The organism is Marinobacter qingdaonensis, assembly GCF_034555935.1.
Lineage (GTDB): Bacteria > Pseudomonadota > Gammaproteobacteria > Pseudomonadales > Oleiphilaceae > Marinobacter > Marinobacter qingdaonensis.
Genome location: NZ_JAYDCJ010000003.1, coordinates 2749569 through 2768551 on the forward strand (window position 1 = coordinate 2749569; position 18983 = coordinate 2768551).

General features: G+C 61.6%; 18 protein-coding genes. 8 read left to right on the forward strand and 10 right to left on the reverse strand.

The genetic code is table 11. From position 1 onward, the window contains the following. The first annotated feature begins 18 nt into the window (after positions 1-18). Positions 19-987 carry a beta-ketoacyl-ACP synthase III gene (locus tag U5822_RS15800; protein WP_322856572.1) on the forward strand — a complete coding sequence of 323 codons (969 nt, stop codon included), beginning with the start codon at positions 19-21 and terminating at the stop codon, positions 985-987. 1 nt (position 988) lies between these two features. Here U5822_RS15800 and U5822_RS15805 read toward each other — a convergent pair whose 3' ends face one another. Next, a complete protein-coding gene (locus tag U5822_RS15805) occupies positions 989-2524 on the reverse strand; it encodes a CHASE domain-containing protein (protein WP_322856573.1) in 1536 nt (511 codons plus the stop codon). A 236-nt stretch (positions 2525-2760) separates the two neighbouring features. Here U5822_RS15805 and U5822_RS15810 point away from each other — a divergent pair, with 236 nt between their 5' ends. From U5822_RS15810 to U5822_RS15825, 4 genes are all read left to right on the forward strand, one after another. Continuing rightward, positions 2761-3036 (forward strand): YebG family protein, encoded by a 276-nt coding sequence (locus U5822_RS15810; protein ID WP_322856574.1) that lies wholly within the window; start codon positions 2761-2763, stop codon positions 3034-3036. A 125-nt stretch (positions 3037-3161) separates the two neighbouring features. Beyond that, on the forward strand, positions 3162-4649 hold the full coding sequence (locus U5822_RS15815; RefSeq protein ID WP_322856575.1) for a flavin-containing monooxygenase: 1488 nt from the start codon (positions 3162-3164) through the stop codon (positions 4647-4649). A 92-nt stretch (positions 4650-4741) separates the two neighbouring features. Beyond that, complete coding sequence (locus U5822_RS15820; RefSeq protein ID WP_322856576.1) at positions 4742-5419, forward strand: FadR/GntR family transcriptional regulator; 678 nt, start codon at positions 4742-4744, stop codon at positions 5417-5419. A 3-nt stretch (positions 5420-5422) separates the two neighbouring features. Further along, positions 5423-6418 carry a bile acid:sodium symporter family protein gene (locus tag U5822_RS15825; RefSeq protein ID WP_322856577.1) on the forward strand — a complete coding sequence of 332 codons (996 nt, stop codon included), beginning with the start codon at positions 5423-5425 and terminating at the stop codon, positions 6416-6418. On the opposite strand, the gene U5822_RS15830 is transcribed toward U5822_RS15825, so the two are convergent. Then, positions 6415-7041: a J domain-containing protein gene (locus U5822_RS15830; protein ID WP_322856578.1), complete on the reverse strand. Its 627-nt coding sequence runs from the start codon at positions 7039-7041 to the stop codon at positions 6415-6417. The genes U5822_RS15825 and U5822_RS15830 overlap by 4 nt on opposite strands. 206 nt (positions 7042-7247) lie before the next feature. Between U5822_RS15830 and U5822_RS15835 the strand changes: the two genes are divergently transcribed. The 3 genes from U5822_RS15835 to U5822_RS15845 all read left to right on the forward strand — a co-directional run bounded on the left by U5822_RS15835 (position 7248) and on the right by U5822_RS15845 (position 12302). Further along, complete coding sequence (locus tag U5822_RS15835) at positions 7248-9353, forward strand: TonB-dependent receptor plug domain-containing protein (protein WP_322856579.1); 2106 nt, start codon at positions 7248-7250, stop codon at positions 9351-9353. A gap of 98 nt (positions 9354-9451) precedes the next feature. Beyond that, entirely contained in the window at positions 9452-10366 is a 915-nt protein-coding gene (locus U5822_RS15840; RefSeq protein WP_322856580.1) for an ABC transporter substrate-binding protein, read from the forward strand. Continuing rightward, on the forward strand, positions 10359-12302 hold the full coding sequence (locus U5822_RS15845) for an ATP-binding protein (RefSeq protein ID WP_322856581.1): 1944 nt from the start codon (positions 10359-10361) through the stop codon (positions 12300-12302). The genes U5822_RS15840 and U5822_RS15845 overlap by 8 nt, the downstream gene beginning before the upstream one ends. 41 nt (positions 12303-12343) lie before the next feature. On the opposite strand, the gene gorA is transcribed toward U5822_RS15845, so the two are convergent. Genes gorA through gspH form a run of 8 tightly spaced genes read right to left on the reverse strand, consistent with a single transcriptional unit; the run spans position 12344 to position 18977 of the window. Then, positions 12344-13705, reverse strand: coding sequence for a glutathione-disulfide reductase (gene gorA / locus U5822_RS15850; RefSeq protein WP_322856582.1), 1362 nt, complete (start codon positions 13703-13705; stop codon positions 12344-12346). Positions 13706-13737: 32 nt separating this feature from the next. Next, positions 13738-14409, reverse strand: a complete 672-nt coding sequence (locus U5822_RS15855) for a GNAT family N-acetyltransferase (protein ID WP_322856583.1) — start codon at positions 14407-14409, stop codon at positions 13738-13740. Positions 14410-14463: 54 nt separating this feature from the next. Then, positions 14464-14991 carry a type II secretion system protein M gene (locus U5822_RS15860; RefSeq protein WP_322856584.1) on the reverse strand — a complete coding sequence of 176 codons (528 nt, stop codon included), beginning with the start codon at positions 14989-14991 and terminating at the stop codon, positions 14464-14466. A gap of 4 nt (positions 14992-14995) precedes the next feature. Further along, positions 14996-16300, reverse strand: coding sequence for a type II secretion system protein GspL (gene gspL / locus U5822_RS15865; protein ID WP_322856585.1), 1305 nt, complete (start codon positions 16298-16300; stop codon positions 14996-14998). A gap of 2 nt (positions 16301-16302) precedes the next feature. After that, a complete protein-coding gene (gene gspK / locus U5822_RS15870) occupies positions 16303-17313 on the reverse strand; it encodes a type II secretion system minor pseudopilin GspK (protein WP_322856586.1) in 1011 nt (336 codons plus the stop codon). 1 nt (position 17314) lies between these two features. Then, positions 17315-18073: a type II secretion system minor pseudopilin GspJ gene (gspJ, locus tag U5822_RS15875; RefSeq protein WP_322856587.1), complete on the reverse strand. Its 759-nt coding sequence runs from the start codon at positions 18071-18073 to the stop codon at positions 17315-17317. Continuing rightward, positions 18073-18447 carry a type II secretion system minor pseudopilin GspI gene (gene gspI / locus U5822_RS15880; protein WP_322856588.1) on the reverse strand — a complete coding sequence of 125 codons (375 nt, stop codon included), beginning with the start codon at positions 18445-18447 and terminating at the stop codon, positions 18073-18075. Before gspI ends, gspJ begins: the two co-directional genes overlap by 1 nt. After that, on the reverse strand, positions 18444-18977 hold the full coding sequence (gene gspH / locus U5822_RS15885; protein ID WP_322856589.1) for a type II secretion system minor pseudopilin GspH: 534 nt from the start codon (positions 18975-18977) through the stop codon (positions 18444-18446). Before gspH ends, gspI begins: the two co-directional genes overlap by 4 nt. Between the last annotated feature and the right edge of the window lie 6 nt (positions 18978-18983).

Consider the following 18983-nt stretch of genomic DNA (forward strand, 5'->3'; position numbering starts at 1 on the left):
ACCTCGGGACTATCGCGAATGACGTTTGCACGAATTGCCGGCACGGGTTCTTACCTGCCTGAGAACATCGTTACCAACCAGGATCTTGAAAAGATGGTCGACACCACCGACCAATGGATCCGTGAACGCACCGGCATTGAACGTCGACACATTGCCGTCGAGGGCCAGACCACGGTTGATCTGGCCGAGCCGGCCGCCCGCCGGGCCATCGAAGCCGCCGGGCTGGAACCGGGCGATATTGACCTGATCGTCTTTGCCACCTCCACGCCGGACAAGATCTTCCCGAGCTGTGCCTGCATCCTGCAGGCCCGCCTGGGCATCCGCGGCTGTCCGGCCTTTGACATCCAGGCGGTGTGCAGTGGTTTCGTGTACGCTCTGGCAACCGCCGACAAGTTCATCAAAACCGGCGCCAGCAAGCGGGCCCTGGTGATTGGCGCCGAAGTCTTTTCCCACATCATCAACTGGGAAGACCGCGGCACCTGCGTGCTGTTCGGCGACGGCGCCGGTGCGGTGGTTCTGGAAGCCAGCGAAGAGACCGGCATCCTGTCCACCCACATCCACGCCGATGGCCAGTACGAAGAACTGCTCCATGTGCCCTGCGGTATTGCCGATGGCTATGATCAGGTCAAAGCCGGACGCGCGTTCGTTGAAATGAAAGGCAACGAAGTCTTCAAGGTGGCGGTGAACACGCTGGGCAAGATTGTGGACGAGACTCTGAGCGCCAACCACATGGCTAAGTCAGACATTGATTGGCTGGTGCCCCACCAGGCGAACCTTCGCATCATCGCTGCCACCGCCAAGAAGCTGAACATGTCCATGGATCAGGTGGTGGTCACCGTCAACGAACACGGCAACACCTCCGCCGCCTCCATCCCCCTGGCCCTGGATGTGGCCGTGCGCGATGGTCGCATCAAGCGCAACGAAGTCCTGCTGCTGGAAGCCTTCGGCGGCGGCTTCACCTGGGGTTCTGCCCTGCTGCGCTACTGAGTCAGGCGCTGCACACCCGGTTGCGGCCGGTTTCCTTGGCCTGGTACAGCGCATCGTCGGCGCGATTGAGCAAATCCGTGGAGTTCTGCTGCCAGGTCTCCGGGGTCAGCACCGCGGTACCCACGCTGATGGTCACCACCTTGGCCGCGCCCGAAGTTTCATGGTCGATGCCGAGAGCCTCCACCGCCTGGCGGCAGGCGTCGGCCACCTCGGACGCGTCGGGGGTATCCGGCAAGATAATCGCAAATTCCTCCCCACCATAACGCGCGACCAGATCCGCCGGGCGGTGCACCACTTGGCGCAGCGCGTCGGCAACCAGAGCCAGGCAAGCATCGCCCTTCGGATGGCCGTACAGGTCGTTGTATTCCTTGAAATGGTCGATATCCAGCATGATCAGGGATAAGGCCGTGCCTTGCCGGATTGCCCGCCGATACTCCGCCTCCAGAACCGCATCGAAGTGGCGACGATTGGCCAACCCGGTCAGCGAGTCGGTCAGTGAGATGCGCTCCAGCTCGGTTTTCGCCGCACTCAGTTCCGCCGCCCGGCGATCACTGACCAGCAGGTAGCTGAACAACAACCCCGCAAACAGCACCCCAGAGCCCGCGACGAATACCGGCAGCCGGCCGCGCCTTCGCTCTATAAACGCCTTCGCGGGTACCGCTTCCACCACCCATTGCCGGCCGCCAATGTCGAAGATGGCCGACCTGTATCGACCCTCGGCGTCCCAATCGGCAAGCTTGGGGTCGGCCGAGCTGAACAGCAGGACATTCTCGTCACCGGACCGGTCGTAGACCTGGAACAGGAAATCGTTGCCGAGTTCGTGACCAATGGCCTGATGCACCAGTTCACCGACGCGAAACACGCCGTTGATAAAGCCGTAATGCTCCATGCCATCCCTCAGGCCGCGACCGGACGAGGCCGGACGGTACAGCGGGGCAAATACCAGGAACCCCTTCTGGTTTTCCGGCTCCTGAACCAGGCGGATACCGGCGGTGGCCGCCATGGTCCCGGTCTCCCGCGCCGCCAGCAAGGCCGCCAGCCGGGAGCCCTCGCTCGCAAGATCGTAGCCCAGGGCCGCCCGGTTTTCGGACAGCGGCTCAATGAACTGAACCGGCACGTACCAGGGCCGCTCCTGCGCCGCTCTCAGCCCCGTGCCCACGGCTTCCTTGAGAGCAAAATTGACGAACTGTTCCCGCTGCAGGCCAACGAACCCCGACAGATCTTCGTGCCGGACCACCGGTGCCCAGGCAAACGCCTGAATGGCCGGCGAGCGCTCCAGAAGCTTTTGGGTGAGAATCCGGAACCGCTCCGAATCCATGTCCGGCAGCACCGACACCGATTCACGCAGGGCAAACAGTATTTCCAGATTCAGCAGAACTTCCCGTTCAAACACCGCCGAAAGCTGGTCGATGTCCGACCGGAACCCGAGTTCGATGGCCTTGGACTCCTCCTGGTACAGAAACCGGCCAAGCGCCAGGCTCAGGCCCAGCCCGACCAGGAGAAACAGGATAGCCCAGAGGAACTTACCTACATTCATGAAGTGGAACCCAAGCCCTGAAACCCGAACTGTCTGTCTAACACCAGCCGACCTGCCCACAAAAAATCCCTATTCAAAAGCACGGCCGGTATACGTTCTTACTTTAGGCCGAGATGTGGCTTTTTGTAACGTGGATTCCAGTACCTGACACGAAAATCATGATTGAGTGCCCAGGGGCCCTCAGGCTATACTGTATTTTCATACAGTGTTCATCACATTCACTGCGAGGAGTAACCATGGCGGTACAAGCAGTCTATTTTTCTGATAGGGACGGCCTTGATATGGCGCTGAAACATCCAGACACCATGCTTTTCACAACCAAGGCAGACGCGGACGCCCGCGACAAGATCCTGGAGCTGGCGGAGGAGATCCAGATTTTCCTGAGCCGCAAGGTCGAGGGTCTGAGCGACGACCAGGCCGAGCTCTGCGCCATGGCCATTGCCGAAGAAAAAGACCTGTTCCAGAAAGCCCTGAAAAAGCCCGAGCTGCTGAACACCGCCAGCGAAGCGTGAGATCCCGTCGGCCGGGTTGGTCGATCTGACCGGGCCGTCCGTCAGAATAGGTCATCCAAGGATGGCACTGGGCCTCGTATACTGCTGACAGACCATACGCCAACAAAAACAACGCAGGCCTCCAGATGACGCAACGCGCACCCACGCACCGGCCATCCATCCTGATCATTGGCGCAGGCTTTGGCGGCCTGGGCATGGCCATCACCCTGAAATCCGCCGGATTCAACGGCTTCACCATTCTGGAGAAAGCCGGTGACGTCGGTGGCACCTGGCGGGATAACACCTACCCCGGGGCCGCGTGTGACGTCCAGTCCCACTTTTATTCCTACTCGTTCGAACCCAAGCACGACTGGTCCCGGAAATTCGGGCTGCAGGAGGAGATCCTCGGATACATGCGTCACTGTGTCCGCAAGTACCAGCTGGGGCCCCACCTGCGCTTCCACAGCGAAATTGCCGAGGCCCGGTTCGACGAGACCGAGAACCAGTGGACCGTGACCCTGACCGATGGCAGCCAGCTCAGCGCCGATGTGCTGATTACCGCCACCGGCCAACTCAATCAGCCGGCGTGGCCGAAGGTAGACGGGATGGAGCGGTTCGCGGGCCCGCTGTTCCACTCGGCTCGCTGGGACCACTCGACGGATTTGCGCAATAAGCGCGTTGCGGTGATTGGAACCGGCGCCAGCGCGATCCAGTTTGTCCCGGAACTCGCCGACCAGGTCCGCTCCCTGGCGCTGTTTCAGCGCTCGGCGGCCTGGGTGCTGCCGAAACCGGATCGCCCCTTCCGACGCTGGGAGCAGACCCTGTTTCAGGCGCTGCCCTGGTGGGACCGACTGTATCGGTATCTGATCTACTGGAAGAATGAGAGCCGGGCTCTGGCGTTCACCCGCTTCAATCGGTTGCTGGAGGTGTTCGCGCGGCAAGCCCGCAAGGAGGCCCACCGGCACGTCACCGATCCCGCCAAACTGCAGCACATCATTCCGGATTACCGGATTGGCTGTAAGCGGATCCTGATCTCCAACGATTGGTATCCGGCCATCAATCGACCGAACGTGAGCCTGGTGACCGAAACCATCGATCGCATCGAACCGGACGGCGTGGTCACCCAAACCGGCCGGCACTACCCGGTTGATGCCATCATTTGTGGTACCGGCTTCAGGGCCTCGGAATTCCTGTCGCCGATCCAGATCACCGGGCGTGGGGGTCAAACCCTGAATGAGGCATGGAAGGACGGTGCGTCCGCGTTCAAAGGGATTGCGGTGAACGGGTTCCCCAATCTGTTCATGCTCTATGGCCCGAACACCAATCTGGCCCACAACTCCATCATCTTTATGCTGGAATCCCAGTTTCGCTACGTCCTGGACGCACTGCAGGCCCTGAAGAAATACCCGGGGTCGGCCATGGACGTGCGCCAGGACCGCCAGGACCGTTTCGCCGCCTGGGTGCAGGATGGCCTTCAGGACAGCGTCTGGGCCTCGGGCTGCACCTCCTGGTACCTGGACGCCAACGGCCGGAACACCATCAACTGGCCAGGATTCACCTTCAGCTACCGATTTGCCACCCGTCGGGTGGATACCGCGGACTACCACTTCCTGTACCCGGGCAAGCCCGCCTAACGTCCCAACCACGGGCGTTGGCAACCTGCCCGGTTGCGCCTTGCCCAAATTCATAGGATGATTGGTTAACCCTGTTTTTGGATGATAGAACGATGCTGGAAAAGATTCGCAAAGGCTCCCTGGTGGAAACCACCATTGAAAGCCTGCGCCAGGCCATAGAGGGCGGCCAATGGCCAGTGAACAGCAAACTGCCGGTGGAGGCGGAGTTGGCCGACGCACTCGGCGTAAGCCGCAACACCGTGCGCGAGGCGGTGCGTGTGCTGGTGCACGTGGGCATGCTGGATACCCGCCAAGGCGACGGCACCTACGTGCGCGCCACCCGCGATGCCGGCGAGACCCTGCGGCGGATCAGTAGGACCCGGCTGGCGGAGCAACTTGAAGTCCGAATCATGCTGGAGACCGAGGCGGCAACCCTGGCTGCCTCCCGGCGCACCGAGGCCGACCTGCGGGCCATGACCCAGGCGCTGGATGCGCGGGCACGTGCCGGCGACGACCTGGAGCAGCGGATCCATCACGACCAGACCTTCCACCACCGGCTCGTTCAGGCCTGTCACAACAGCGCCCTGATCGGCCTGTACGACTACTTTGCCCAGGCCGTCGGCCAGACCATTGAGCGCACCGAGACCGACGCCGATCTGCCGGAACCCTCCCAGGAAGACCACGAACTGCTGCTTGCCGCCATTCGCCGTGGCGACACCGGCAAAGCCGAGCAATTGGCCAGGGCCCTGCTCCGGCCCAGCCTGAATGCCCTGCGCAACGAGGAGCGCTGACCCATGCCCTTCCGGATTGACACCTTCACCCTGCTCCTGCTCGGCGCCATTGTCCTGGCCTCGGTACTGCCTGCGACCGGAACCGCCGGCGATGTGCTGGCCACCGCCGGGACCATTGCCGTGGCCCTGCTGTTCTTCTTCCACGGCGCAGCCCTGTCTCGGGAACAGATCATCGCCGGCGCAACCCACTGGCGTCTGCACATCCTGATCACTGCCCTCACCTTCGTGTTCTTTCCGCTGGCGGTCTTGCCGATCCATGGCCTGAGTGACCTTGCGCCGAGCTGGATGCCGCGGGATCTGGGCCTCGGCTTTCTCTATCTGGGGGTGTTGCCGTCGGCGGTTTCCTCCTCCATCGCCTACACCGCAATGGCGAAGGGCAACGTGCCGGCCGCCATCTGCAGTGCAGCAGCCTCGAACGTGTTCGGCATGATGCTGACGCCCTTCCTGCTCCTGCTGCTGGTCAGCACCTCAGGCACCGGCGAGTTTTCCGTGGCCGAGGCGCTAAAGGACATCGTGCTGCAACTGCTGTTGCCGTTCATGGTCGGGCACGCCCTGCGACCCTGGCTGGGCGGTTTCATGGGGCGTAATGAAAGCATGATGGCGCGTTACGACAAATGCGTGATCTGGCTGATCGTCTACTCGGCCTTTTCCCACTCGGTGGCAAGCGGGCTCTGGCAGAATCTCCCGGTCAAGGCCATTGTCCTGGCCATCCTGCTCTGCTTCGGCCTGCTGGGGTTGTTCATGCTGATGGCGCGGATTCTGGTCCGGCGCTTCGGGTTCAGCCTGGAGGATGAGGCTGCGGTGGTGTTCTGCGGCTCCAAGAAAAGCCTGGCGTCCGGCCTGCCCATGGCCAAGGTCCTGTTTTCCGGCCATCCGGGCTTCGGCATGATCGTGCTGCCGATCATGTGCTACAACCAGATTCAGGTCATCGTGGGCGCTATTCTTGCCCAGAAATACAAGGCGCGGATCGAGGCGCAGGCAGGTGGCAGCAAGAATTAGCCACCACCGCCCATGCCCCCGAACAGCATGGCCAGAACGGCCAGCCCCACGATCCAGCCGATGACCGCGGGCCAGAAATTCACAAGCTGCGGCGGCTGGTCCGCCTCGCCAGGGAAGTTGTCAGGGCTGTCATCATCAATGGCGGTTTCCCTGGGCTCGGCCAGCCCCTGAAGACTGGACCACTCAAACCAGTTCCCCAGAAAGTTCGCCACCGACGAGGATAGACTGCCGTTCTCCGCCATGGGGCGGATCTGGGGCTCAAGCTGACGGGCAATTTCAGCCCGCACCGGCTCTTGGTCGGCCGGAGGCTCGCACAGTATGGCCTGCCAGATACCCACGTCCTGACTGCGCCTGGAGTCGTTCAAAAGCGCCTTGATCTGAAGCACGACTTCACGCACCACCTGGCCATCGTTGCCATCCAGCGGCCGCGCCTCCGGCGCGGATTGCTCACGGCGCTCCTCGGTCGGCGCCGGCGCAGGCGCTTGGCCGGTGGCATCGCGGAACGCCTGATCCAGCCTGGCCGCCTCGTCACCAGAGGCAAACTTCATCTGCTGCTCGTACGCCTGACGAATCCGGTGCTGATCAGTCGTGGGTTCGATACCGAGGATTTCCCAGCAAGTCATAAGGCTGCAACTCCGAGCTCTTAAATTCATTACATTTTTGAGAGACAAACCGTCTGTAGTTCCATACGATAGACCAAACAGTTACAGACCGGTTTCCAATCTCCAGCTCGGCAGATTATAGATTGTCACCCATGCAAAATTCGACACCCTTTGCCTGCGGGCATCGTTTCACTGCCCGACGGGCTTCCCTTTGCGCCGCCGTCTCGATGGCACTGATGCTCCCAACCCTGGGCTGGAGCCAGTCCGAGGGAGCCCTGCTGTACCCGCCAATCCTCGATGCCGAGGGCGAACAGTCCCAGCTGCCGGAAGTGCTCACCACCACCCGGCTCCGGCAATCCAAGCTTCGGGTGCCCGGCACCACGACCATCATTACCGGTGACATGATCCGGGACCTGGGCATCATGAACCTGGTCGAGGTGTTCCGGTTGGTGCCCGGCATGATCGTTGGTGTCTCCGGCAGCAGCAACCCGGTCACCACCTATCACGGAACCTCCCAGTACGAGCAGCGCCGCCTGCAGGTACAGATTGACGGGCGCACCGCCTACCGGGCCAGTCTGGCGGACGTAGACTGGATCTCCATGCCGGTGGCCCTGGAGAACATCGAACGAATCGAAGTCAGCCGCGGCCCCAATTCCGCCGCCCACGGTATCAACGCCTTTCTCGGCAGCATCAATATCATCACCCGCTCGCCGACCGACACCGCCGGCGTTGAGGCCTACGCTGCCGCTGGTTCCCGTGGTCATTTGCGCACCTTTACCTCGGTTGGCGATGCCGATGGCAACGGCAGCTGGCGCCTCTCCTACGAGAAACGCAAATCCAATGGTTTTGATGCCCAGGTCGAGGGTGGTGAAGAAAGGGCCTATCACGACGGCCACGACATCAACAACATTAACTTCGACAGCATCCTCAACCTGAGCAACGACTTCTCGATCGACGTTCGGGCCGGCGTGGTGGACGGCGTCAACGAAGAGGATCAGTTCAAATCGGGTAAGCTTGGCGCCACCGAAAACCCCGACATCGACATCAACAGCCACTATTTCCAGACTCGCCTGAACGGTGCCACGTCCGACCAGCACTTCTACCACCTCCAGGCGAGCTACCAGAACCAGATCCGTCGTCAGCGCTGGAACATCTCCATCCCAATCGCCGGTGAAGACAACCCCATCGATAATGGCGTGGCGCTGATCAGTTCCCTGCTGCCACCGGGCTCCCCGACACCGAGTGAAGCCCAGCCATTCAACGCGCGCCTGAATGAAGACGCCGAAGAATCCCGTCTGGAATTCGAGCTGCAGGACACCCTCATCTTTAGCCCCCAGGTCAAGCTGGTGTCCGGCCTGGGTTATCGCGAAGACAGGTTCAAATCCGAGACCTTTTTCAACGGGACCGGTCACAACTACCAGACCCGGTTATTCGCCAACGCCGAGTATTCACCGTTGAACTGGCTCACCTTCAACGCCGGGGGTAACTGGGAAAAGACCACAACCACCGACGAAAGCTATTTCTCGCCGCGGGTGGCCACCAACTTCATCCTGAACGACAACCACGCCTTGCGCTTCGTGTTCTCCCGGGCCGTTCGTACCCCGGATGCGTTCGAGCAGGATCCTGACTGGTCCTATCGCTTCCGCAATGTGAATGCGCCCTTCCAGGTGTTGGAAGGTGCACGGGTTCGGGTCGAGGACCTGGTGGACCCGAGCACGTCCACCTTTGGCGAGGAACTGGAGGAAGAACGGATCACCTCCCGTGAGATCAGTTATTTCGGGCAATTTCATTTAGATAGCGCGCTCATGAACGTTGAAGTGCGGTACTTTAACGACTATTTTCGGGATATGATCAGTGGCGTGATCAACGAGGAAGATTGGTACATCGCCAACAACGTGGCCATGGAACAGGAGGGCGTCGAGCTGGAAACCTCGCTGGAGTTCTCTGGCACCATGTTGCGCGCCACCTACGCGTACCTCGACCAGGACGGCCGCTATTCAGGGGATCCGGACGCCCTGTCCGCACGGACCCAGCAGCGGGCCGTTGACCTGCTGGCACGCCTCTCGGCTCGGCACTCCGGTAGTTTGGCCTGGATTCAGGATCTGCCCTGGGATCTGACCTCCTCCGCCGCTTTCTATTATGCCCAAGAGGTGCGTGAGACCCGGTTCAAACGGGCCGATTTCCGCCTGGCCCGTCGCGTGGACATGCCGGATTTCAGTTACGTGCTGGCCCTGACGTTGCAGCACTACATTGAGCAGGAGCCATGGATCAGCCCTGACAATGTGATTGATCATCCCAACCAGTATTTCGTAGAGGCCGGAATTCGCTTCTGATTGATGACCAAGGACAGGTACCAACCCGGGAAGGTATGACACGAGACGGCTGTATCAGGTGGCGAAGCACTCTGCTTCCCGGGGTCCGCGCTTTCGCAGTGTGGGCCCTCTGGGTCTTTTCCAGTCTTGTCTTCACCGTGGCCGCCCACGCCCAGGACTCTGCCAACCAAACCGTCTACCTTGCCGGGTCGGGCAATACTGCACTCGACCAGCATATTGGTAGCCTGCTGCAGGATCGACTCGGGGATGGAGTCACCCTGCTCCCGATCTCTGATGACCAGATCCCACTGATCGAAAACACCCCCGTGGTGTCGGTGGGACCGGCCGCCTTTTCCCGCGTGCGCCAAGCCAATCGAAGCATCCCGATTCTCGCCATGCTGGTGCAGCAGTCGTTCATCGACGGCTTCGCCGAACTGGCTCCCGGTCAGATCTCGGGGGTTCTGTACGATGTCCCGCTGCTCCGGCAGGCACTGACCGGCAAGGCCATCCTGCCCCAGGCCAACACCGTGGCGATTCTGGCGACACCCGGTTCGGTCGAACTCTACGAGCCGCTCCTTGACCAGTTGCCGCTCCATGGCATGACCGCCCGGGTGTTTGTGGTTGAAAGTGACGGCGACCTGATACCCACCCTGGTTCGCGCCCTCGGCTACGGCGATTTCCTGTTGGCCGCGCCGGACGACGCCATCTACAACCCGCGCACCATCAAACACATCCTGCTGACGGCGTACCGGCGCAATAAGATTGTCATTGGGCCGAGCCAGGCCTATGTCCGGGCCGGCGCCCTCGCTTCGAGTTACGCCCCGTTCCCCGAGATGGCCAACCTCGGTGCCAACGCACTGAAGGAATACTTTGCCACCGGCCAATTCCCGGATCCGTCGTATCCGACGCGGTACCGGGTAGAAATCAATGACCAGGTTGCCCGATCCCTCAACATTCCCATTCCGGATCGGGAAGCGCTCAATCAAACCATTCAGGATGAACTCACCAATGCAGGAGGGCCACAGGGTGACTAAACCGGACCAGGCGCATGCCCCCCTGTCCAGAAAGCTGCTGCTTCTGGGCGCGCTTCCAGCCGTTGTCATGTTTATTGTCCTGATGGTGTTCTTCACCTCAGCGCGGCTGGACGATGCCCGACAGGATCTTTCCGGCAGCAGTCAGATGCTGGCCGACAGCCTGGCTCCGGCCCTGGAATACGCCGTGGTGTCCGGAAATTCCGTTGCGCTGGAGCAGGTACTGACCCAATCCCTGCGGCGCAGCAAGGCGGACTGGATTCGGGTTGTTGACGTCATGGGGACCCAGATCGGTCGGGTTGGCATTGGTGCCAGCGACGATGACTCCGACGCCGGGCCGTTCAACGTCTACGAAGCGGAAATCCTTCAGCAACCCCTGGAACTCGACTCGGCCCAGGATACCGAATGGTTCACCCCGGAGTACGGATTCGGCTCCGGCGCCCTCAGGGTGGGCACCGTGCAGGTGGGCGTCAGCACCGAGATCCTGGAAAACCGGAGACAGGACATCCTCTGGAGTTCACTGGCGGTCGGTACCGCTCTCTTGCTGTTTTCCATTCTGCTGATCAATCATTTCCTGGGCAGCATTCTGGCGCCCATCCGCAACCTCTCGGGGCGTGTTGGCCGGCTCATCAACCGCGACTATCAGGAAGTGGCCCACAGCGGCAGCCGGGGCGCCCGGGAAGTGGTCGCCCTGGAGCAACAACTGAATGAACTGGCGCGTCACCTGACCGAACTGAACAACGCTCGGGAACAAACCCTCGCGGCCTCGGAAAGCGCCCGCCAGAAGGCCGAATCTGCCAACCAGGCCAAATCCGAGTTCCTGGCCACCATGAGTCACGAACTGCGAACACCGCTCAACGGCGTGCTGGGCATGATCGACCTGATTCAGGAAGACCCGCTCACCACCCGGCAACGGGATTACCTGGACACCGCACGCCAATCCACCGAGGACCTGCTCACCGTCATCAGCGATATCCTGGATTTTTCGCGCGTCGACAACGGGTCCCTGGTGCTGGACAGCCAGGAATTCGACCTGCGTAAACTGATCGAGAACTGCACGGCCACCTACCGGCATCTGGCCGAGGAGCGGGGATTGCCGCTGAACCTGAGCTTTTACGGCGAATGGCCGGACACCCCCATCGTCGTCGGTGACGCGCCCCGCCTGCGCCAGATCCTCGCCGGTCTGATCGACAACGCCATCAAGTTCACCGGGGACGGGTTCATCAACATCCAGGCCGGCTGCGTAGCCCTGGAAGATAACTGCCTGATTCTGAACTGCTCGGTGAGCGATTCCGGCTCCGGCATCCCGGTTGATCGGCTTTCCGATATCTTCAATTCCTTCGAGCAGCTGGAGAACGGCGACGACCGGCGCCACGGCGGAACGGGTCTCGGCCTGTCACTGGTGCAGCGGCTGATCGAACTGATGGGCGGGCACATCAAGGTCGAGACCGACCTGGGTAAGGGCTCCTCCTTCCGCTTCGAGCTGCCGTTCGAACTGGCCAACGGTGCCGAGAGCAAGAAACCGCCGGAGGAATCGGCTCGGCGCTCCGCGCACGGTGCCGCCCATGCCCTGGTGGTGGAGGACAACCTGGTGAACCAGCGGGTGGCCATGGCGCTGCTGGCCCGACTCGGTTTTCAGACCGACTCCGCCGACAACGGCAAGGATGCGTTCGAGAAAGTGCGCAACAACCACAAGGGCTATGACCTGATCCTAATGGATTGCCAGATGCCGATTCTGGATGGCTACGAAACCACCCGCATGATCCGGGAATGGGAGCAAGGCAATGGCCAGAGTGGCACGCCCATCATTGCCCTGACGGCCGACGTCTTGCCGGGAACGGAGAAGAGCTGCCTGGATTGCGGCATGAACGACTATCTGGCCAAGCCCGTTCGCAAGGAAAACCTGCAGGCGGTGTTGAGCCGCTGGGTGCAGCTCTGAGTCCAGGCGCCCTTCCCTGGGCGCCAGACTCGGGCCTGAACTTAGGCCACCGGCTCGCGCATGGTGACGAACTCTTCGGCCGAGGTGGGGTGGATGCCGAGAGTGGCATCGAACTGCGCCTTGGTCGCGCCGGCCTTGATGGCAACCGCCAGCCCCTGGGTGATTTCCCCGGCCTCGGGTCCAACCATGTGGGCACCCAACACGCGGTCGGTGCCGTCGTCCACCACCAGCTTCATCAAACTGCGCTCGTCCCGGCCACTGAGGGTGTATTTCATCGGGCGGAACTCCGAGCGGTAAATACGCACCGTGTAGCCAGCCTCGCGGGCTTCGTCCTCGGTCAGGCCCACAGTCCCGATGCTGGGCTGACAGAACACCGCGGTCGGAATCGCCGAGTAGTCCATGTCGCCCTGGCCGTCGCCAAACAGGCGACGGGACAGGACCATCCCCTGAGCCAGCGCCACGGGTGTCAGCTGCGGCGTACCAATGACGTCGCCCAGCGCGGTGATCGAGGGCACGGCGGTCTGGAAATGGTCGTCCACCGCCACGTGCCCGGAATCGGTGAATTCCACGCCCAGCTCCGCCAGCCCCAGGCCATCCACCAGCGCCCGCCGGCCGGTGGCGGCCATGACCAGGCCAGTGGTCAGGGTTTCACCATTGTTCAGATGAACCCGATAGTGCGCGCCTTCGCTTTCGACCGACTCGATGGTGACGCCATACTTCAGGGTCACGCCCTTCTTGCGCATTTCCTGATCGATAAATTCCCGGACGTCGGTATCGAAACCGCGCAGGAACAGTTCGCCCCGGTACAACAGGGTAACCTCGACTCCCAGACCTGCCAGGATGCCGGCAAACTCCACCGCGATGTAGCCACCACCCCAGACCACCGCCTGCTTCGGCAACTGCGGCAGGTAAAACATTTCGTTCGAGGTCAGGACGGATTCCTTGCCGGGAATGTCCGGCACCACCGGCCAGCTGCCCGTGGCCACGGTGATATGACGGGCGCTGTAGGACTGATCCCCCACCACCACGGTGTTGGCATCCTTGAGAGACGCCGTGCCCTCAATGATGGTGACCCCGGCATTGTTGAGCATCCGGCCGTAGATGCCATTCAGGCGCTCGATTTCTGCGTTTTTGTTGGCGACCAGGGTCGGCCAGTCAAACCGGGTACTGTCCAGGGGCACGTTCCAGCCATAACCCGCTGCGTCTTCCAGTTCGTCCTGGACGTGTGCGCCGTAGACGAACAGTTTCTTGGGCACACAGCCGACGTTGACGCAGGTACCGCCCAGGTAACGTGACTCGACCACCGCTACTCGCGCTCCCCGCTGGGCGGACACCCGGGCCAGCCGCACGCCGCCGGAGCCCGCGCCAATGATAATCAGGTCAAAATCGTGGTTCTCAGACACAGTGTCTCCTCTTGTTCAGTCAAATCCTGCGGTCAATTTTGGGCGCTGGCGGCTGCCTTGCTGTCGGCGTGAACTTCCCGGAACAGAACGTGGTCCTCATAGTCTCCGAGCTGGATCTTGCCCAGGCTCCGGAACCCCTCAGACTCGTAAAACGGCAGGTAGCGGCTGTTGCCAGTGTCCAGCACCAGACCGCTGCCCCTGGGGTTCTCGGCACAGAGCTTCTCCACCGCCTTCAACAGCAAGCGCCCGTAGCCCCGGTTCTGGTATTTCGGATTCACTCCCATTAGGGGGAGCTGATGCGCCAGGGGTTGCGGCAGGAGGCGTCGAATTTTTTCGTGGTAATCCAGGTAGCGTCGTGTCGAGGCAAACCCGGTGGTCAGAACCATACGGATGCGCCAGCTGAATTGATCAGCCAGGTTCATCCTGAGTTCCGGATCGCCGATGAAGGCCACCGCCACCAGGGTGTCGTCCACCATCACCCCGATCGACTCCTGTTCGAACCCCAGGTACAGGTCGATCAATTCGCGAATGGTGGCGCGAATGCGCTGGTCGTATCCCGGACGCCGATGGTCGAACAGGTATTGGAAGGTCGGTTCATTGCGGTAGGCGTGATAGAGAATGGACCGTGCTTCGTTGGTTGCGGTTGCATCCAGGCGAACGACCACCGGTTCGGAAGCTTTCCTGTTTTGACTGCCTTGACTCATCTCGCACTTCTCCTGCCAACACGGCTAAACGGCTTTGACCACGAACATTCGCATTCAGATCGTCAAGGTTAAACGTACCGACACTCGTCCTGGTTCATCTTCACGGTCCATGGCAGCCTGATCGATGATAACGCCGTTACCGGTATTCAGGCGCTCAAGCCAGGCTGCAACCTCCGCGAAAGGTGCGTCTTCCAGCCACACCCGGATGGCATTTTCGCCGCTGGGCTCGAAACGCTGGAGTGAGAGCCCGGCTTCACGGGCGGACTGGGTGACCAGTGCCATCAGGGCACGACCATCGGGAATGTCGACATTGCCCTGCCCGGACTCTGCGCCCGCGCTGCCGAGGCGCTTGATGGTGGGTTCGTTGGCTTGCATCCAGGCCAGCAATTCGGCGGCGTTCTCGCGCTGGGCCAGCGAAGAATCGTGGAAATCGGCTGCGGGCCGCCACACTGCGAAGTACAACAGTCCCAGGAACACCGCCACCACCAATACCAGCAAGGCTTGCTGGTCCCGGCGCGGCAACTGGTCATACTGCGCGATCAGTTTTCCGACCGCAGGTTGGTCCTTGAGCTTCTCGAACATGCCGTTACCCTCCCGACACCGTCAGACGGCCACGGGCGCCGCTGGATTCATTCACCACTGACCCAATCTGGGCTTCCAGGCCCTGGTTCGCCAGGCCGTTGCGCAGGGTACTCAGCCGGTCGTAACTGTCGGCCCTGACATCCACCACCAGTTCACCCCGGGAGCGACTGAAATTGACGGAGTTGAAGGTGACCGATTGAGCGCTCGGCAGTTCCGAATACTCCTGCCCGGTGTACTTCATCAGGCTGATGAAATCGAGATCGGGGCCGTCCGAGCCGGCCACCCGCAATTGCCCCTCAATCACCCGCCGGACATTGCCGGCGTGGGCGCGTCGGTCTCCGGGGAAGGCTTCGCGGTACACCGCCATGGCCTGCTCCTCCAGCTGGTTGGCCTGGCGTTCGTGGTAGAGCCCCATACCAATCTCCAGGGCTACCTGAACCCCGAACCAGACCGCGGCCACGGCAACCAGGGGTTTCCAGGGCTTGAACGGGCTGGCTTTGTTGCTGCGGGCGGAGAATTTGCCCTGGCACAGATTGATCGGGCTGGACAGGTGATGGTGATGGGCGTGCGCCAGCAACTCCAGGGGCATGAGCTCCAGCGTCTCGCGACGCACCGTCAGACGACCCGGTGCCTTGAGTTCGCCGATGACCGATTCGTGCAGATTGAATTCTTCCTCGGTGGCGTACAGTGACACCGGCATTTCCGCCACCACCTCTTCTGACGGCGGTACCGCGAGGGTATGGGCAAACATGCCGAGATTGGCCGAGTGCATGCTCAGCCATTCGCCCCGGTCACTGACCATCAGCGTTGTGTCACCGTCGATGCACACGGACCAGCCACCTTCGGTGGTGGGCAGCAGGGCGGCGTCGGGGAAGATCGCATCCAGGCGCGCGTGCTCCCACCCCGAGAACAGGGACACCCATTGGGCCATGCGTTCGTCGTCGATGGCGGCAACCCGGAAGCCTTCATCCATGTGCTTGCCCAGGGCCAGATGCACGGTGTCGATGTCCTGGGCGATCTGCTCCTCAACCGCGTACGGCAGGGCCTGGTGGATGAACCGGCTTTGCTTGGCGGGAATATCGGCAACGCAGAACAGGGCCTCATCGCCCGGGATCAGGCCGATCAGCAGCACATTTTCCAGGGCGTTCTGGCCCAGGGTCTGCTCGATGTCGAATTGCGAATCGCCGACTCCGCGAGCCTGGGTATCGCCACTCGCATCATGCAGGACCCAGTTGTAGGCCTGGGCCTCAGGATTCTGCTCCGGATCCGCCAGCGGAGGCACGGGCCGCACGTATAGCCGATAAGACATGGTTATCCTTCTGAAATGGTGACCGGTTCTTTGGTGATTCGGTTTTTCTGGCCGGTGTCCCGTCGAACCGTTCGGATCTCGCCCTCCGGGTTGCGGAAAATGGTGCTGACCATGTTCACAACCCGATCATCGTAGGTAATCCGTGAAACAACTTCAAAAAATCGGGTTTGCAGACCGAGGCCGGCACTGGTGAGACCGAGGCCGGCGAACTCCGGCAGCGCCAGAAAATCCTGCAGATTCTCGAAGGGTTCCTCTTCTCTCTTCTCAAGAATAGCCTTCGCCTGGGCATCCGTCAGCTCATCACTGAGGGAGCGCAACACCGCACCGGTCGCAGTGTTCACGTTGATGCCCAGTCCGGACACCGGCAGTGTCGCTACGTGGGGGGCCAGGGCTTGATAGATCTCCTCGGTCATGCCGTCTATCAGGCGCAGTTCGGTCACACTCGCGAACGGTTGATTGCCGGCGCGATACCCCGGTTCTGCGGATAGATACTGGCCATCCTCCGCCCCATAAGCGCTGATGGTCTGGTCGTTTTCATCCTGCCAGTCGATCAGCACGTCCACGGTGATCTCGGATATCTGCAACGCCGCCAGCAATCGGGTCAGCCGATCCTTGGTCAGCGGGTCGACCTGGCCGTTGCCCGTGACCAGATCGTTGAGGTTGATCCGGCCACCCAGATCGTCAATCTGAACCTCGACCACCCCGGCGTCGTCCACCGGCAGGACGGCCGAGTTCATGGCCCAGAACTCATCAAGGGTGTCGATCATCTTGTTCTCTTCCTTGTCCTCTTCGTAATCCCGGACAAGAATCTGACGGGCAAAGGCCTCCGCCCCAAGGGCGATGCTGACGCCCTGCTGCTGGGCCAGGTAATGGCCGGCCTTGAACACCCGAATGCTCTGTTGCTGGGTCATGCCCGCCGTCAGCATGACCACCAGCGCCATGGCCAGCAGCACCATGATCAGTGCCACACCTCGCTGACGCCCCATGCGCCCTGCCCGACTCCAGCGGTTCATATCAGCCTCCCTGCGCCGGTTGGGCGTTGGGGTCGGTGGCGTCGTCCGGCGACTCCTCCGGCTCAGCTTGCTGCGCCGCTTCGTTGGCCTGGTTCACCACGCCCTGTGCTTCTTCGGCGATAAAATCCGGCAGCACGAAGGTGCGCACCAGCTCGCCAAAGCGCTCATGCTCAAGGGTCACCTCAATGCCCATGGGCAGGGGCAGGTCTGGGCGGCTGCCGGGATTGAGGCTGGCCAACATTTCGTCGGTTGGCCATTCGGGCTCCCAGGCACGCCGGTCATTCAAAAAACGAACCTCGAACTCAAGGACCTGTTCCAGCAGAAGGATATCCCGACTGTCGTCCTCCTGGCCCTGATCGACCATGGGCCAATACCGTCGCCGCAGTTCGTCCCCGGTGTATTCCCAGGCTACCCGCTGCAACCCACTGCGGCGGGTTCCCAGCGGATTGCGCCAGCCCTGGCGGGTGAGGATGAGGGCGAAGTCTTCTTCGCGACTGGTCAGAGCAGCCTGGAAATCCCCATACACGTCACGGGCCGGACGATTCACGATCTGCATCAGGTCCCGCTCCAGTAGAACCATGGCGCGCTGCAAGCCATCGAAGTCTTCCGCCAGCTCGTTCACCCGGTCGCGGGCGGTGACAATGGAGCCGACCACTTGCCAGACCCCCAGACCGATGACGGCGGTGATGGTGACGGCGATGAGCACTTCCATCAGGGTAAAGCCCCGTTGGGAGGGACGCTGAGGTCGAAGCTGCTTCATCAGTTCTGCCCCAGGAATGCAGACAGGGTATGGATCGGGGCCGGTTCGCTTTCGTCGCCCCGGTAACGGGCCACCGTCACCTCAACCCGTCTCATGTTGGCCTCGGAAGTGCCCTGAACCCGGGTGGTGACTTGCCAGCGAAAGGTGCCGTAGTCGGTGTCGCGGGAGTTTTCGGAGATGCCAGGCAGGTTTTCCTCCAGCCTCAGCTCATTGATGCGGTTGTCCGCAAGCCAGCCGGCGAGGGTCTTGTCGCGCACGCGCTCGTAGCTGGCGATGTACTGGCTGCCTACCTCGGCGGCGGCGGTGGCAATAAGCCCGAACACCAGCAAGGCAACGAGGACCTCAATCAGGGTAAAGCCTTTCGCCGTCTTCACTGGTCGTCCTCGTCATCCCCGGGCTTGCGCCATTCCAGGGGCGACACGCCATCGGACGCCAGTACCTGGAGGTAATCGCTGTCGCCTCGGCGGATGGTGAACTCGAATTCGAAGGGCGTGGTTTCACCGCTGGAGAAAAACACCACGTCCGGTCGCAGTTCGTCCTCGGCCGAGGCCAGTCTGGGCGCGTCGCTTTCGATGAATTTGGTGACTTCCAGCCAGTCCGGAAAACTCCGGGACCGGAACAGGCGCTCACCGGATGCCGCCCAGTCGCCGGACTCGTCTTCGTAGGCGACGAACTGGTAGCCCTCCGGGAAAATCTGGAGACCCAGCTCCCGGTTGTTGAACACCGCCTGCTCCGAGGCCGTCTGCATGAGCAGGTACAGGTCCCGCACCTCGTTCTCCAGTTCCCGCTGTTGGGAGCTGCCCCCGAACGTGAAGACCGCCAGGGAGGCCAGCAGGCCAACGATGATCAGGACAACCAGGATCTCAATCAGCGTGAAGCCGGATTGTTGCGTCCTGACGGGCACCGTGGA